19 protein-coding genes are annotated in these 15,485 nt (G+C 54.9%); 7 read left to right on the forward strand and 12 right to left on the reverse strand.

Going from position 1 to position 15,485, the window contains the following annotated elements; translation table 11 throughout:
• Window positions 1-24: 24 nt before the first annotated feature.
• Window positions 25-378 carry an MmcQ/YjbR family DNA-binding protein gene (locus OSB_RS03265; protein WP_049833640.1) on the reverse strand — a complete coding sequence of 118 codons (354 nt, stop codon included), beginning with the start codon at window positions 376-378 and terminating at the stop codon, window positions 25-27.
• A gap of 51 nt (window positions 379-429) precedes the next feature.
• Here OSB_RS03265 and OSB_RS03270 point away from each other — a divergent pair, with 51 nt between their 5' ends.
• Window positions 430-1,086 carry a DUF2161 domain-containing phosphodiesterase gene (locus OSB_RS03270; protein WP_049833641.1) on the forward strand — a complete coding sequence of 219 codons (657 nt, stop codon included), beginning with the start codon at window positions 430-432 and terminating at the stop codon, window positions 1,084-1,086.
• Here the strand turns inward: OSB_RS03270 and OSB_RS03275 are convergent.
• Window positions 1,083-2,066: a TraB/GumN family protein gene (locus tag OSB_RS03275; protein WP_049833642.1), complete on the reverse strand. Its 984-nt coding sequence runs from the start codon at window positions 2,064-2,066 to the stop codon at window positions 1,083-1,085. The two genes, OSB_RS03270 and OSB_RS03275, sit on opposite strands and share 4 nt — an antisense overlap.
• A 249-nt stretch (window positions 2,067-2,315) precedes the next feature.
• On the opposite strand from OSB_RS03275, the gene OSB_RS03280 reads away from it, so the two are divergent.
• Both OSB_RS03280 and groL read left to right on the forward strand, forming a co-directional pair.
• Complete coding sequence (locus OSB_RS03280; protein ID WP_049833643.1) at window positions 2,316-2,603, forward strand: co-chaperone GroES; 288 nt, start codon at window positions 2,316-2,318, stop codon at window positions 2,601-2,603.
• A 42-nt stretch (window positions 2,604-2,645) separates the two neighbouring features.
• Window positions 2,646-4,295, forward strand: a complete 1,650-nt coding sequence (gene groL, locus OSB_RS03285; RefSeq protein WP_049833644.1) for a chaperonin GroEL — start codon at window positions 2,646-2,648, stop codon at window positions 4,293-4,295.
• Between the two features lie 125 nt (window positions 4,296-4,420).
• On the opposite strand, the gene OSB_RS03290 is transcribed toward groL, so the two are convergent.
• A complete protein-coding gene (locus OSB_RS03290; protein WP_049833645.1) occupies window positions 4,421-4,879 on the reverse strand; it encodes an NUDIX domain-containing protein in 459 nt (152 codons plus the stop codon).
• A gap of 77 nt (window positions 4,880-4,956) precedes the next feature.
• On the opposite strand from OSB_RS03290, the gene OSB_RS03295 reads away from it, so the two are divergent.
• Window positions 4,957-5,676 carry an esterase/lipase family protein gene (locus OSB_RS03295; RefSeq protein WP_049836023.1) on the forward strand — a complete coding sequence of 240 codons (720 nt, stop codon included), beginning with the start codon at window positions 4,957-4,959 and terminating at the stop codon, window positions 5,674-5,676.
• A 69-nt stretch (window positions 5,677-5,745) separates the two neighbouring features.
• On the opposite strand, the gene OSB_RS03300 is transcribed toward OSB_RS03295, so the two are convergent.
• Genes OSB_RS03300 through OSB_RS03310 form a run of 3 tightly spaced genes read right to left on the reverse strand, consistent with a single transcriptional unit; the run spans window position 5,746 to window position 7,571 of the window.
• Window positions 5,746-6,819, reverse strand: a complete 1,074-nt coding sequence (locus tag OSB_RS03300; RefSeq protein ID WP_049833646.1) for a 5-(carboxyamino)imidazole ribonucleotide synthase — start codon at window positions 6,817-6,819, stop codon at window positions 5,746-5,748.
• The gene (gene purE, locus OSB_RS03305; RefSeq protein ID WP_049833647.1) at window positions 6,812-7,297 is read right to left on the reverse strand and encodes a 5-(carboxyamino)imidazole ribonucleotide mutase; all 486 of its coding nucleotides are present in this window, start codon (window positions 7,295-7,297) and stop codon (window positions 6,812-6,814) included. The genes OSB_RS03300 and purE overlap by 8 nt, the downstream gene beginning before the upstream one ends.
• A gap of 55 nt (window positions 7,298-7,352) precedes the next feature.
• Window positions 7,353-7,571, reverse strand: a complete 219-nt coding sequence (locus OSB_RS03310) for a YdcH family protein (protein ID WP_049833648.1) — start codon at window positions 7,569-7,571, stop codon at window positions 7,353-7,355.
• Between the two features lie 183 nt (window positions 7,572-7,754).
• Between OSB_RS03310 and OSB_RS03315 the strand changes: the two genes are divergently transcribed.
• Entirely contained in the window at window positions 7,755-8,168 is a 414-nt protein-coding gene (locus tag OSB_RS03315; protein WP_049833649.1) for an Hsp20 family protein, read from the forward strand.
• A gap of 3 nt (window positions 8,169-8,171) precedes the next feature.
• Window positions 8,172-8,396, forward strand: coding sequence for a DUF1150 family protein (locus OSB_RS03320; protein ID WP_049833650.1), 225 nt, complete (start codon window positions 8,172-8,174; stop codon window positions 8,394-8,396).
• A 62-nt stretch (window positions 8,397-8,458) separates the two neighbouring features.
• Here the strand turns inward: OSB_RS03320 and OSB_RS03325 are convergent, their stop codons facing one another.
• The 4 genes from OSB_RS03325 to trxB form a co-directional block, all read right to left on the reverse strand.
• Window positions 8,459-9,199, reverse strand: a complete 741-nt coding sequence (locus tag OSB_RS03325; RefSeq protein WP_049833651.1) for a phosphoadenylyl-sulfate reductase — start codon at window positions 9,197-9,199, stop codon at window positions 8,459-8,461.
• A 307-nt stretch (window positions 9,200-9,506) separates the two neighbouring features.
• On the reverse strand, window positions 9,507-11,540 hold the full coding sequence (locus tag OSB_RS03330) for a bifunctional sulfate adenylyltransferase/adenylylsulfate kinase (protein ID WP_412457887.1): 2,034 nt from the start codon (window positions 11,538-11,540) through the stop codon (window positions 9,507-9,509).
• A 159-nt stretch (window positions 11,541-11,699) separates the two neighbouring features.
• Window positions 11,700-12,428, reverse strand: coding sequence for a class I SAM-dependent DNA methyltransferase (locus OSB_RS03335; protein ID WP_049833653.1), 729 nt, complete (start codon window positions 12,426-12,428; stop codon window positions 11,700-11,702).
• Window positions 12,429-12,448: 20 nt separating this feature from the next.
• Entirely contained in the window at window positions 12,449-13,390 is a 942-nt protein-coding gene (gene trxB, locus OSB_RS03340) for a thioredoxin-disulfide reductase (RefSeq protein WP_049833654.1), read from the reverse strand.
• Window positions 13,391-13,562: 172 nt separating this feature from the next.
• Here trxB and OSB_RS03345 point away from each other — a divergent pair, with 172 nt between their 5' ends.
• Window positions 13,563-14,063: an Lrp/AsnC family transcriptional regulator gene (locus tag OSB_RS03345; protein WP_049833655.1), complete on the forward strand. Its 501-nt coding sequence runs from the start codon at window positions 13,563-13,565 to the stop codon at window positions 14,061-14,063.
• Window positions 14,064-14,071: 8 nt separating this feature from the next.
• Here the strand turns inward: OSB_RS03345 and OSB_RS03350 are convergent, their stop codons facing one another.
• Both OSB_RS03350 and OSB_RS16670 read right to left on the reverse strand, forming a co-directional pair.
• Complete coding sequence (locus OSB_RS03350) at window positions 14,072-14,899, reverse strand: Hint domain-containing protein (protein WP_244882139.1); 828 nt, start codon at window positions 14,897-14,899, stop codon at window positions 14,072-14,074.
• Window positions 14,900-15,181: 282 nt separating this feature from the next.
• Window positions 15,182-15,349, reverse strand: coding sequence for a hypothetical protein (locus OSB_RS16670; protein WP_158454101.1), 168 nt, complete (start codon window positions 15,347-15,349; stop codon window positions 15,182-15,184).
• Between the last annotated feature and the right edge of the window lie 136 nt (window positions 15,350-15,485).

Genomic DNA, 15,485 nt, shown 5'->3' on the forward strand with positions numbered 1-15,485 from the left:
GCGCCTATGTGTCGCGCGAAGGTCTCACAACCCCAGTTCGGCACGCTTTTTCTTGGTAAGGGCGTCGATGGCCATCTCATACGAATAGGTGATGTGGTTTTGCAGTTCTATGTCTGACAATCCTGGCGTGCGGGTGTCTTGCAACCACTTCATCCCGCGTGAGGCGAGATAGGGCGCAGGGCGGATGCCCTCCATTTCTGGCAAGACCTCAAATGCGATGGGGGTGACTTTGAAAGTCACCGCGGTTTCGCCGTCGTTCCAACCCAAGACGGCGAACAGTTTTCCACCGACTTTCCAAACGTCGGAGTTGCCCCATTGGACGACGTGGGTCGATCGGGGGAGTGTCGCGCAAAAGGCCATGATGTCATCGCGTGTCATGGCCGCAGTTTGGTGGCTTGGATCGCGGCTGTAAACTGCTAGCTTGGCGTCATGAGTAAACCCCGCGAAGCAGATCTATACGGCCCCGTGAAAGCGCACCTTCAGCGTCAGGGGTATGACGTAAAGGGCGAGGTCGGTGCGGCGGATGTCGTCGGGCGGCGCGGCGATGATGTTGTTGTCGTTGAGCTGAAGCTCGGGTTCTCTCTGGCGCTATTTCATCAAGGGATTGAGCGGCTGGCGCTGACGGATGATGTGTACGTCGCTGTCCCTGCGGGCGGCAAAGGCAAGGCGCTACGTAACAATGTGAAACTAGCGCGCCGTTTGGGGCTTGGTGTCTTGACGGTTCGTTTGCGTGACGGGTTTGTTGAGGCATTGGCTGATCCCGGGCCCTATGCTGCGCGCAAGTTAAAAAAGAAAAAGAAATCGCTATTGCGGGCGTTTGATCGCCTTGAAGGTGACCCCAATGAGGGCGGCGCGACGCGGCATGGGATTGTCACGGGTTATCGCCAAGACGCGTTAAAGTGCGCACGGTTCTTGGCTGTTCACGGGCCGAGCAAGGGCGCGAAGGTTGCGGAATGGGCCGAGGTTCCTGTCGCCACGCGGATCATGGCGGACGATCACTACGGTTGGTTTACGCGGGTTGAGCGCGGGGTGTACGGGCTGACCGAAGCAGGCGCTAAAGGGCTCGCCGATTGGGGCGATGTTTAGAAACGCGTGATCGCCCAGCCGCGGTTTTCTAACAGCCGCAGCACGCCGGTTTCACCAAACAGATGCGCCGCGCCAAAGGCGATGAATATATCATCATGTTCGGTGGCGGTTGCTTCAATCACTGGGATCCACGCCGCGTTGCGGCCAATCAGTAGCGTCTGTTCCATCTCTGCCATCTGCTTGGTGTATTCGACGGCGTCGATCAGCGGTAAGAAATCCTGCAACAGATAGCTGAGTTGCCAGCTTTTTGCGGACTGGCCCGCGAAGTAGTATTCGACCGTTGCTACGATCAGTTCGTCCTGCAGTTCCGGCGCCAACAGCGCGAGTTTTAGGGCCTCGATCTGTTCTTCAAACGTACCCGACGACAGCAAGTTGAGCATGTTCTGCCATGGCTCGAGAGGCTGCGTTGGTATGCCATTTGCTTCGGCCGCCTGCAAAACCAAGTTGTCGAGGCCTCCTTGGCCCGATGCCATCGCGGTCATTGCGCACGGTGGGATCGCCAAAGATAAGGACAGGAACCAAGGTTGCATTTTTGCGGCCATAAAGCCGGGCATGCCGCGTGCGGCGGCGGCATCTCGGATGGCGTTCCAAGTTTCCTCATCAAGACGATCGGGCAGGGAGCCACCCTCAGTGATAGTCATAAGTTCGGAGTTCTCTGCCATAAAGGTTTGCATGGCTTGCTGATCTTCGAGCGTTGCTTCCGCGAGCACGATATCCGCCTGTAAAAGTGTATCTGCGATCGCGTTGAACATATCAACGTGGCGCGGATCGGGGAGGTGCATGGTGCCAAGGATCGTTAAAGTCGTGTCGCCTTTTTGCGCCAGCCAGATGTTGCCGCTGGCATAAGGAACCGCGTCGACCGAGGCTTGAAGGTCCGCCAATTGGCGCAGTGACAAACGTTCAACGAAGCTGCTGCCAACGCATTGGGCAGAGGCCATGGCGGGCAAAGACATTAAGAGGAAAACAAAGGCGCGGATCATTGCAGGGGCTCCTTGGGGATGGTCCTTCAATTGTTAAGCCGCAGGGCTGTTTTCAGCAAGGTAGCACGATGGTTGGGGACCGCGTGCACAACGAGAGGTTGGACTTTTTTGAATGGCTTGCGCGGGCGGGCTGTTGACTCACTGCTTTTGCTTGCCTACCTATCCGCTGCTAGCACTCGCATGATGTGAGTGCTAATGGCCCCAAAGCGGGGCTAATGAATTGAAATTGCAAAGCAAGGAGCCTCAAACATGGCTTTTACTCCGCTTCACGATCGCGTTCTTGTGCGCCGCACAGAAGGTGAAGAAAAGACCGCTGGCGGCCTGATCATCCCAGACGCAGCAAAAGAAAAACCAGCCGAAGGCGAAATCATTTCCGTGGGCGAAGGCGCACGTAAAGACAGCGGCGAGCTTGTCCCAATGGCTGTTAAAGCTGGCGACAAAGTGCTGTTCGGCAAATGGTCCGGCACAGAAATCACTATCGACGGCGAAGAGCTGTTGATGATGAAAGAATCCGACATCATGGGCATCCTGTCCTAATTGGACCTGACCCTCATTCGTAATATTCAAAGGAGCTAATCAATGGCTGCTAAAGACGTAAAATTCGGGACAGACGCCCGTAACCAAATGCTGCGCGGCGTGAACATCCTCGCAGATGCGGTAAAAGTAACACTCGGCCCTAAGGGTCGTAACGTTGTGCTGGAAAAATCTTTCGGCGCACCACGTATCACCAAAGATGGTGTTTCTGTTGCCAAAGAGATCGAGCTTGAAGACAAGTTCGAAAACATGGGCGCACAGATGGTTAAGGAAGTTGCTTCCCGTACCAACGACGAAGCTGGCGACGGTACAACAACTGCGACAGTTCTGGCCCAAGCCATCGTTAAAGAAGGCATGAAAGCTGTTGCAGCTGGTATGAACCCAATGGACCTGAAGCGCGGTATCGACCTCGCGACATCCAAAGTGGTTGAAGCGATTGTTGGCGCGGCTCGTCCGGTTGCTGACTCCGCTGAAGTTGCAAAAGTCGGTACAATCTCTGCAAACGGCGAAGCAGAAATCGGTGGCCAGATTGCAGACGCTATGCAGCGTGTTGGCAACGAAGGCGTTATCACTGTTGAAGAAAACAAAGGTCTCGAAACTGAGACTGACGTTGTTGAAGGCATGCAGTTCGACCGCGGTTACCTGTCCCCTTACTTTGTCACGAACCCTGACAAAATGACGACAGAACTCGAAGATGCGATCATCTTGCTGCACGAGAAGAAGCTTTCTTCCCTCCAGCCAATGGTTCCACTGCTCGAGTCCGTGATCCAGTCTGGTAAGCCACTTTTGATCATCGCTGAAGATGTTGAAGGCGAAGCTTTGGCGACACTCGTTGTGAACAAACTGCGCGGCGGTCTGAAAATCGCAGCTGTTAAAGCACCTGGTTTCGGCGATCGTCGTAAAGCCATGTTGCAAGACATCGCGATCCTCACAGGCGGTCAGGTTATCTCCGAAGACCTCGGCATGAAGCTTGAGAACGTCACAATCGACATGCTGGGTTCCGCTAAGCGCGTTGCGATCACCAAAGATGAAACAACTATCATCGACGGTGCAGGCGCTAAGCCAGAGATCGAAGCACGTGTTGCACAGATCCGTAACCAGATCGAAGAAACAACATCCGACTACGACAAAGAAAAGCTGCAAGAACGCGTTGCCAAATTGGCTGGCGGTGTTGCTGTTATCCGCGTCGGCGGCATGTCCGAAATCGAAGTTAAAGAACGCAAAGACCGCGTTGATGATGCTTTGAACGCGACACGCGCTGCTGTTCAAGAAGGCATCGTTGTTGGTGGTGGTGTTGCACTCGTGCAGGCTGCGAAAACACTTGCTGATCTGGAAGGCGCAAACGCTGACCAAACAATCGGTGTTAACATCGTTCGCAAGGCTCTCGAAGCGCCACTGCGTCAGATCGCTGAAAACTCTGGTGTCGACGGTTCCGTCGTTGCTGGCAAAATCCGCGAATCCGATGACAAAGCATTCGGTTTCAACGCACAGACTGAAGAATATGGCGACATGTTCGGCTTCGGCGTTATCGACCCTGCGAAAGTCACACGCACAGCGTTGCAAGACGCAGCTTCCGTTGCTGGTCTGTTGATCACAACCGAAGCAATGGTTGCAGACAAGCCATCCAAAGACGGCGGCGCCGGTGGCGGCATGCCAGACATGGGCGGCATGGGCGGCATGGGCGGCATGATGTAATCACAAACGCCTAGCGTTTGTGATCAGGCTGCAAAGCGGCAGTTGTTTCGAAGAAACAATGAGAGCTTTGAAGTCTAACCGCTTATCCAAAAAGAAGGGCGTCCCAAACGGGGCGCCCTTTCTCGTTACGGCAATATTGCCTCTAACGGATCATAGACCAACGCATCGTTATCGCCCCACGCCACGGCTGCGAGCGATTTCGGGCGCACCGTCAGGCCCGCCATTTCATCGCGCGTCACCCATGTGCGCAGGTTTACGATGTGTTCTGGATCTTTCCATTCGTCATCCAACTGGCCCGCGACCAGCGTGCAGCGAAAGAACACTTCGACCTGATGAAATGTGCCGTTCGGGTCGTGAAATTCGTTCAGAAGACAGGGGTCACTCACGGTAACCGTTAACCCCGTTTCCTCCATCACCTCGCGGGCAAGGTTCTCAGGCAGGCTTTGGTGCGCTTCGGCGCCGCCACCGGGGGCGCACCACAAGTCGCTACGGCCTTTGTAGGCGTTCACCAGCAAAAGTTTGTTGTCATGCAAGATGATTGCACGGGCTGCGATACGGACGGGGCGCGCTTTGGAATTTGACATAAGCGTAGCTTGGCCTGCGGCGAAAGGTCAGGCAAGCCAGACCTTATCAATCCAGCCGGATGTCCTATGTTGGGGTTATGAAAAGATTATTTATTACGCTCTGGCTCGTTTTCGCTCCGCTTGCGGCGGCGGCTGAGGAGTGTGTTGTGTTGCTGCACGGGTTGGCGCGCACGGAGACATCGTTTCTGGCGCTTGAAGAATTGTTGGAGCTTGAGGGCTACATGGTCGTCAACAACAGCTACCCATCGACCAGTGCGGATATTCAGACCTTGGTGGCGCAGAACGTTCCCCAAGCCGTGGCGAGTTGTGGCAATCGCCGCGTGCATTTTGTGACCCATTCGATGGGTGGCATTTTAGTACGGGTCTATCTTGCAGATGCGCGCCCTGAGATGATGGGGCGTGTGGTAATGCTGGGGCCACCGAATGACGGGTCTCAACTGGTTGATATTCTTGGGGAGCTTGAGCCGTTTGAGTGGATCAATGGGCCTGCAGGCATGCAGCTCAGCACGGACGGCGAACCATTGAGTCTGGAATGGCAGGGGTATGATTTGGGGATTATTGCCGGAAACCGTTCGTTGAATGCATATTATTCAAGCCTGATTGATGGCGCTGATGACGGGAAGGTCTCGGTGGAATCGACACGGTTGGACGGCATGAGCGATCATCTGACGCTGCCAGTGACCCACACGTTTATGATGAACAATCCGCTGGTGATGCGCCAAGTGATGGCGTTTTTGGCGGATGGTCAGTTTGACCAAGATCTGACCATGAGCGGCGTGATGTTCGGGTTGCAGTAAGAGGGGCGCTGCCCCGCGCTGCGCGCTTCCCGGGATATTTTTAAAACAAAGACAAAGGGCGCGGGCGTTTTAGGAGGCGGGGCCAGTAATTGTGTTGAGGTGGCCCATTTTACGGCCCTTCTTGGCGTCGGCTTTGCCGTAAAGGTGGATCGCGGTGTTGGTTTTGGCGATCTCGGGAATGCGGTCTACGTCATCCCCGATGAGGTTTTCCATAATTGCGTTAGAGTGTCGGGTGCCATCGCCCAAGGGCCAACCCGCAATGGCGCGGATGTGTTGTTCGAACTGGTCGACGATGCAGGCTTCTTGGGTCCAGTGACCGGAATTGTGTACGCGCGGGGCGATTTCGTTGACGATAAATCCGGTCGATGTGACGAAAAGTTCGACACCCATGGTGCCGACATAATCCAATGCGTTCAGGATGTTGGCCGTTAGCAGAACCGCGTCTGTGCGCTGGGAGGGCGTCAATTTAGCAGGCAGGGTGGTTGTGTGCAAAATGCCGTCTTTGTGGACGTTTTCTCCGGGATCAAAGCAAGAGATTGCACCGTCGCTGCTGCGTGTTCCGATGACCGAAACCTCAATCGAGAAGTCGATAAAGCCCTCATAGACGGCCTGTGCACCAGCCATATCTGTGATGGCCTGGTCCGCATCATCAGGTGACATCAAGCGAGACTGGCCTTTTCCATCATAGCCCAAGCGGCGGGTCTTCAGGATGGCGGGTGTGCCGATCTGGTCGATTGCTTGCTCAAGTCCCTCGGCGGTGTCGACAGCAGCGTAGGGCGCGGTTGTTAGGCCGATGCGGGTGAGGAAATTCTTTTCCAGAAAACGGTCTTGCGACGTGGCGAGGGCTTCGCGGTTGGGGTGGATCGGGGCAAGGGCTTCGATCACGTCCAGTGCTTCGGTTGGGATGTTTTCGAATTCATAGGTCACGACATCGCAGGCGTTGGCAAACTTGGTCAGCGCAGCGGTGTCGGAATAGTCGGCCATGATGTGTTCATTGGCGACATGGGATGCGGGGCAGTCAGCGTTGGGCTCAAAGATGCAGGTTTTAAAGCCAAGGCGGGACGCAGCAACAGACAGCATGCGGCCCAGTTGACCACCACCAAGGATGCCGATGGTTGCGCCGGTTTTAAGGGGATTAGTCATCAGATGGTTCATCCGCAATTGAGGCTGAGAGGGCATCGCGCCAAGCATCTAGGCGCTGGGCGAGGTCTGGGTCTTGCAGCGCCACAATACCCGCGGCCATCAGGCCCGCGTTGGCAGCACCAGCCGCGCCGATTGCCATGGTCGCCACGGGGAAACCTTTGGGCATTTGCACGATGGAATACAGGCTATCGACGCCGGAAAGCGCTTTGGTCTGGATTGGGACGCCAACCACAGGGATACGGGTTTTTGACGCCATCATGCCCGGTAGGTGGGCGGCACCGCCTGCGCCTGCAATGATAACCTGAAGACCACGACCCGCGGCCTCTTTGCCGTAAGACCAAAGACGGTCGGGTGTGCGGTGGGCCGAAACGATCTTCGCCTCATATGAGATGCCAAGTTCATCCAGAATGGTTGCTGCTTCGCGCATTGTGGGCCAGTCGGACTGGCTGCCCATGATGATGCCAACGGTAGGGGTCATGATTGTCGCCTTATATCTTCAAGGGCCGTTATAGCGCCCGCACGTCAGGGTGCAATCAGGCGATAATATCTGGCGTGAGGCGGTCTTCTAGAACGGCGATTTTATCCTTCAGGCCCAGCTTTTGCTTTTTGAGGCGCTTGATCGTCAGCATATCTGTCTTGCCGGTTTCCTGAAGGGCATGAATAGCGTCATCAAGATCGCGGTGTTCTTGGCGCAAAACCCCAAGCTGGACGCGCAAAACCTCAAGTTGTTCCATACGCGCGCTGCTGTTCATTGTCTGTCCGATCAGTTTGGTCTGCGAGGGTCTGAAACTGGAATGTAAGCGCGAAACGCGAATTCTCAAAGGAAAACCGTCCTAAGTGACCTTGCATCGCGCCGCATTGGCCCCCATATTTTTGATGTGGTCGCCATAATGGGGCTGCAGGATTGACGGTCGCTTAAGATAAGGACGTGTCGCATGACAAAATTGACGTTGGGAACGCACCCGTTCCTTTTAGGGTTTGAAGAGCTGGAACGGTTGGTGGAACGCACTGCTAAGTCCGGAAATGACAGCTATCCCCCTTATAATATTGAACAAACCTCGCAGACATCCTACCGCATCACGCTTGCCGTGGCGGGGTTTGGCGATGACGAATTGGCGATTACCGTTGAGGACAATCAATTGGTGATCCGTGGCCGTCAGCGCGATGACAGCGAAGGGCGCGTGTTCTTGCATCGCGGTATCGCTGCGCGTCAGTTCCAACGTTCGTTTGTATTGGCCGAAGGAGTCGATGTGGGCGAAGCTATTACGGAAAACGGGCTACTCCACGTCGATCTGACACGCGCTGTGCCGGATTCGGTGGTGCAGAAAATCAACATCAGGAAAGGGTAAGTTATGGATACGAAATTCAATTTTGCCGATATGGGTGACCGCGTTGTTTACGTGAAATCCGTTGATGTCGCTGGGCTACCCGATGATGTGCGCGAAGCTGCGGGTGACCGCGCGAAACTGTTTGCGGTGCATGACAGCGAGGGTCAGCAGTTGGCCTTGGTCGCAGAACGCGAGATGGCGTTCGTTCTGGCGCGTCAGAACGATATGCGGCCTGTAACGGTGCACTAAGCTACCGACTGACGTTATCGACATTTGGCGCTGCGCGATTTTGGTATCGCGCAGCGTTTTGTTTAGCTTTGTTCCAGATGCAGACCGCATTCGCGGTTTTGGCCAAAGAAACGGGTGTCTTGTTCGCGCATTCCGTCCTCAAACTTGCTGGTCGTGTGGGTGTCTCCGACGCTGACGTAGCCTTCTTCCCAAAGTGGGTGATACGGCAGGTCATGTTCCTTGAGGTACATGTGAATGTCGCGGTTGGTCCAATCCACGATGGGGTGGAATTTGACGCGGCCGTGTTGGAATTCAAGGATCTTGCGTTCGGCACGGCTATCGGCCTGAACGCGGCGCAGGCCACTGTACCACGTCCCCGCTCCAACGGATGACATGGCGCGCTGCATTGGTTCGACCTTGTTGATCTTGTTGTACTTTTTCAACCCGTCCTCGCCCTGATCCCAAAGCTGGCCAAAGCGGGCCTCTTGCCATGCGGTGCTCATCTCTGAGCGAAATACATGGAGGTTGAGATTGAGGCGCTCTGTCATTTCATCCACGAAACGGTACGTTTCAGGGAACAGGTAGCCTGTATCGAACAGCAGAACGGGAATATCAGCCATTTGCTGTGTCATCATATGCAACATAACAGCGGATTGAATGCCAAAGCTGGACGACAAAACATGGTCGCGGGGCAGGTTTTCCAGCGCCCATTCGATGCGCGTTTCCGCAGGTTGATGTTCCAGCCATTCGTTCGCTGCCGAAAAGACTTTTGGGCCCTGCGCAACGGTTTCGGAGACGGATTTTTGAGCAGTTTGAGTGGCCACAGTATTCTCCTTTTGCGGGGCGCAACTGTGGGCCCCTTCGTTGGTTGGACAACATATCTGGCGCTAAAAAGAGATATTCAATCCGCTGACAGGGCGAAAAAAACATGGTGGTAGAATAAGTTTGAATATGGAACGGGTATTCCGCAATCGCAGCATATCAGGAACGAATTTAGGGCCATGCGCCATGCGGGCTGCGCAGTTCTTAAGTGTAAAACATTGATTTTGCGCGATGTCTGGGGGGATTACAAAAAAGGCGCCCCAATACTAGGACGCCTTTTCCAATCTTAACAGCTGAGTATTGCTGCGATTACTCAGCGGCGATCAGCCCCATGCTTTCCAGCTTTAGGATCACTTGATGCGCGCAGTTGTCGACGTCCACGTTTTCGGTTTCCACGGAAAGTTCTGGGTTAGCAGGAACATCGTAAGGGTCCGAAATACCTGTGAACTCTTTGATCTTGCCTTCGCGTGCCAGCTTATAAAGGCCCTTGCGGTCACGGCGTTCACATTCCTCGATGGAGGTTGCGACGTGGACTTCAATGAAGGCACCAAAGCCTTCGATGTCCTCACGAACCGCACGACGGGTTGTTGCGTATGGCGCGATTGGCGCACAGATCGCGATACCACCGTTCTTGGTGATCTCGGATGCTACGTAACCGATGCGACGGATGTTCAAGTCGCGGTGCTCTTTAGAGAAGCCCAGCTCGGAAGACAGGTTCTTACGAACGATGTCACCATCCAGAAGCGTAACAGGGCGACCGCCCATTTCCATAAGTTTCACCATCAAAGCGTTGGCGATTGTGGATTTGCCTGAACCGGAGAAGCCAGTGAAGAACACTGTGAAACCCTGCTTGGAGCGTGGCGGCTTTGTGCGGCGCAGTTCTTTGACGACTTCGGGGAAGGAGAACCATTCTGGGATTTCCAGCCCTTCAGCCAAACGGCGACGCAATTCTGTGCCGGAGATGTTGAGGACCGTGACTTTGTCTTTGTCTTCGATCTCGTCAATCGCTTCGTATTGCGCACGCTCATCAACCCAAACCATGTGTTTGAAGTCGACCATTTCGATGCCCATTTCTTCTTGGTGGGCGCGGAACAGGTCTTGTGCGTCGTAAGCACCGTAGAAATCTTCACCAGCAGAATTGGAGCCCGGGCCCGCGTGGTCGCGGCCAACGATGAAGTGTGTACAGCCGTGGTTCTTACGGATCAGGCCGTGCCAGACAGCTTCGCGTGGGCCAGCCATGCGCATAGCAAGGTTCAGCAGGGACATCGCTGTTGTGGACTGCGGGTACTTGTCCAGCACTGCTTCGTAGCAGCGCACCCGTGTGAAGTGGTCAACGTCGCCCGGCTTTGTAAGGCCCACAACAGGGTGGATCAACAGGTTGGCCTGTGCTTCGCGTGCTGCGCGGAATGTCAGTTCTTGGTGCGCGCGGTGCAGCGGGTTACGTGTTTGGAACGCAACCACTTTGCGCCAGCCCATTTTGCGGAAGTAGGCGCGCAATTCGTTTGGCGTGTCGCGACGGGCGCGGAAATCGTAGTGGACGGGCTGTTGAATGCCGGTGACTGGGCCGCCAAGGTAAACTTTGCCAGCTTGGTTGTGCAGGTAGTTCACTGCAGGGTGCGCGTCGTCATCCGCGCCGAAGACTTTTTCCGCTTCCTTGGCTTTGTTTGGGGTCCAGTTGTCGGTGACCGTCATGGTCGCGAGGATCACGCCTTCTTGGTCGCGCAGGGCGATGTCTTGACCAGCTTCAAGGGAAGCCGCGAAGTCTTCAGACACATCCAGCGTGATTGGCATTGGCCACAGTTCGCCCGTTGTGAGGCGCATGTTGTCCACGACGCCATCGTAATCAGCCTCGGTCAGAAAGCCCTTAAGCGGGTTAAACCCACCGTTCATCAACAATTCCAGATCGCAGATCTGGCGCGGTGTCAGGTCGTGGCTGACGAGTTCGCCAGCTTCAACTTTAAGCTTCTGTGCGGAATCGTACGAGACATACAGCTCGGGGATGGGGGAGAGATTGTGTTCCATAAGGGAGTTCCTGTTACTAATAGGCGTTAGGCCGGATGTGCTGCCCGTCAGTTCGGCGTGCAGCGCGTTATATTCAGAGAGTTTGCGGGTTAGAAATTGGGTTGTGAGGCGGTTCTTTTCGCCAGCGCCACGAGCGGTAATCGCATAAGTGTGGCGGGCGCGTTTGTCGGGGCCGTTGCGATCTTCGATGTTCACGAGGCCCGCGTCAGTGGCTTGCTTTAACAGTGCATTCAGACGGCCCAAAGACACACCAATCGCCTGCGCTGTCACCCGCTGGGACGCGTCAGGCGCGATATCCAGCTGTCGTAGCAGGCGGAACATTTGGTCCTCCTGCTCGGAGGTGATTTTGGCGGGCGACATAGCCATTGCGGGCGACTCACTGTTTGTTCAGGCGTGAACATAGAGCGAAAGTTTGTTCACGCAAGAACAAACTTGATAGATAGCAAGTAAGGCGTGGTTTTAGCATCACAGCGGCCAAGCCTAGGATTTCTTCCAGACAGAGATATGTGACCTGCATGTGCGATCGAACGGGTCTTGATCCCAGTTTGCCCAGCGATGTTGCAACGTCATACCCGCCAGTTGCGCCATCAAATCCATCTCGGATGGCCATGCATAGCGGAACGGCACAGTGACGTGCTCATGATTTTCGCCATCCATCCAGACGTGATGGGACGCATAAGTTTGGGTCACAATGTCAAATTCATCTACGCCGAAATGGGTTTCATCGCAGGCAAACACAAGTTTGGTTTCACCGAATGGCAATCGTTGCAGCGGCGGAACCAATGTTTCCACAACGAACAATCCACCATCGAGCAAATGATGCGCTGCGTTCTGAAAACACGCGACCTGTTGGGCTTGTGTCGTTAGGTTGTCGAGAGTGTTGAACACTAAGGCCACCAACGAAAACTGTCCGCCGATCTGCGTTGTTGTCATGTCCCCGATGGCAACAGGCAGCGGGTTACCCGTTTCTTTTTTACGCATCACGTCGACCATGGCGCCTGACAATTCGATTCCGTGAACCTCAATGCCTCGCGCTGCCAATGGAAGGGCAATTCGCCCAGTACCAATCGCAAATTCAAGGACCGGCCCATCACCCGCCAGCGCTTCAAGGCAGGTGACCGTTTTGCGAACAAGCGCCGTGTCCGTGCCACCGTGATCTTGGTCATAGGTGGCAGCAACTTTCGTATCGAAAATGCCGTCGTGCGTCATGATGGTCCCTTTTCGGGTGTTTACTCCTGCTCCGCCAGCCAACGTTCGGCTTCTAGCGCTGCCATGCAGCCCATACCTGCGGAAGTAACGGCTTGGCGGTATTTGTGGTCCGTCAAATCGCCTGCTGCAAACACGCCAGGAATAGAGGTTTCGGTGCTGTCGGGTTTGGTAACAACATAGCCACCCATGTGCGTTTCGAGGTGGTCTTTAACCAGTTCATTTGCTGGTGCGTGGCCGATGGCGATGAACACGCCTTTACAAGGCAGGTCTGTGATTTCGCCCGTCTTGGTGTGTTTGACTTTCACGCCTTCGACGCCTTTTGGCATATCGGTGCCGTAGACTTCTTCGATTTCGTGGAACCAAAGGGTCTCGATTTTTGGATGCTTCATCAGGCGATCTTCAAGGATTTTCTCAGAACGCAGCTCATCGCGGCGGTGCACCAGTGTGACCTTGGACGCAAAGTTCGTGAGGAAAAGCGCTTCTTCAACGGCCGTGTTGCCACCACCGACAACAACAATTTCCATGCCGCGGTAAAAGAAGCCATCGCATGTGGCACAGGCAGATACGCCGAACCCTTTGAAGGCTTCTTCAGATGGTAGGCCGAGCCATTTCGCGCGCGCACCGGTTGCGAGGATGATTGCGTCGGCTTCATAAACTGTGCCGCTGTCGGACTGGCAGATGAAGGGGCGCTTGGAGAAATCCACGGATGAAATGATGTCGCCGATGATTTCACAGCCCATATCGCGGGCGTGGGCTTCCATGCGGACCATCAAGTCGGGACCTTGGACGTGGCTATCGCCAGGCCAGTTTTCGACTTCGGTTGTTGTGGTCAATTGGCCGCCAGGTTCGATGCCCTGCACGAGGATCGGGTTCAGCATTGCACGACTGGCATAAACGCCTGCGGTGTATCCTGCGGGGCCGGAGCCGATGATAAGAACTTTGGTTTTGCGCGTGTCAGCCATGACAGATTCCCGTTTTGATTTTCTAAGCGTATACGCGGGCGGTTCACGGGGTAAAAGAGACATCGCGGTGCTTTGATACAATGAAACGTTGTTGCGGACATTTGAAATAATGTTGCGTCTAACTTGGCGCGCGCGTATGAATCGCGACAGCCACTAAGGGACGCGCGCAACCATGCCAGGACAGAAGTTAGACGAAATCGACCGGATGATTCTTGCAGAGCTGCAAGCAGATGGGCGAATGACCAACGTTGAACTGGCAAAACGTGTCGGTATTTCAGCGCCTCCATGTTTGCGTCGTGTGCGCACATTGGAAGAGCAGGGCTTTATTCGCGGCTATCATGCGGACGTAAACGCGCGCGAGCTGGGTTTTGAGGTACAGGTATTTGCGATGGTCGGATTGGTGTCTCAGGCCGAGATTGATCTCAGTGCTTTCGAAGCGAAATGCCAAGAGTGGCCGCTTGTTCGTGAATGCCACATGCTTAACGGCGAAGTGGACTTTGTTCTGAAATGCGCAGCGCCTGATCTGCGCACGTTCCAGAATTTCCTGACAGAAGACCTAACCAGTGCGGAAAACGTGGCGAGCGTGAAGACATCATTGGTTATTCGCGGTGCAAAAGATGAACCGGGTGTGCCTTTTGATGTCCTTGAAGAACGCCTGAAACGCGACGCATAATCGCGCCCTTATGCGACCGCGCTTAGATCCAGATCTTGCAGGGAAAGACGCGGGTGCATCAACATCCCGAAATCCTCGATCCGCTCAACGTGTGGAAACAGATCCAAATACAGCCCAAGCATATCTCCGCGCAGGCCTAGTTCATGGCGCGCGCCGGGATTGTGGCTGTCCACCTCGACACCGTTCACGGCGATCCGCTCATGTGCGCTGAATCCCAATTGGAAGACTTGCACAGGGGCTTGCGGCTGAACTTCAACAACGTTCACGCCATCGACAAGATCGGTCGCCGGAACGAAGGCGGCTTCTTGCCCTGTAATGCGTTCAAGTGCGGGAGATTTTTGATAAAGTCGCGCGGATGGGCCGAGCAATAGGTCAGGCATCGGGCGGCCAATTCCAAGCGAGTCTGCGGAAAAGCGCACGAGCGTTCCCATACGTGCATCTTGCTGTGGCGTATTCGGAACTAAGGTCATCGCACCACGCCAGAGAACCTTTTGGAAGCCATTGGTAACCGTTTTGACCAGATCACCTGGCAGGATGTCTTCGATCGCTACAACGCCGCGCTCAGTTTTAAGCAAGGCCCCACGTGCGAGAGAGCCAAAGCTATCTTCAAACGCATGATGCGCCGGAGCGATACGGGTAAAGTCGTCAATGTCGCCATTGGGAAGAAGATGGACGACCTCATAGCGGCGCATGAGTTGCTGCGCACGCTGAGGTCGTCCGTCTTGCTGAGTAAACCGGGCTGAGGAGGCCACCGGAACTTTGCGTTTTGCCTGCGCGAGGCCTGCGCGGGCTGAGGGGGTCGTATTCATCATGCGATCACCGGTCTGGTTGGTCACATCATCTGTTGGCCCCCGCCAACAACATCTGAGGAGCGTTTCGTTAACTGGAATGTGTCCTAAACCGACGAGATGCGTCAAACTTTTCGACATTTCAGGCGGAAATCAGGATCAATCAACGCGAAATTTCGCGGATTGTTGAGCGTATGAAAACGCTGCTGCCATAATTGGTGGTTCTGGTGGAAGGGTTCGAAGCCCCTAAACGAGAATCGCCGCCCCTGAATGCAAAGGGGCGGCGATTGTCTGGCCAGCGAGGGGGAGGCGCTGGCGATGTAGGTCGATTTAGGCTGCTGGACGCGCTGTACGCATATCCATTTCAGCAAGTGCCGCAACAGCCCGTCGGCTGGCCATAAAGGCTTCGCGGCGCAGGCCACGTTCCCAAGGCATCTTGGTGTTGCATGATTTGGCTTCTGCAATTGTGGATTGCAACCAACGTGGTGTCTTAGTCATGGGTTTTTCCTCATGTTTGTCTTCTTGCTCGATAGGATTAAGATGACGTTGCAAAGCGGCATGAGTTTGGCCCGTTGTCGAAAACTTCAAAAAATTTGTGCGGTAGAATGCGGAAAATGTGGCGCAGCCCCGAAGT

The organism is Octadecabacter temperatus (assembly GCF_001187845.1).
Classification (GTDB): Bacteria; Pseudomonadota; Alphaproteobacteria; order Rhodobacterales; family Rhodobacteraceae; genus Octadecabacter; species Octadecabacter temperatus.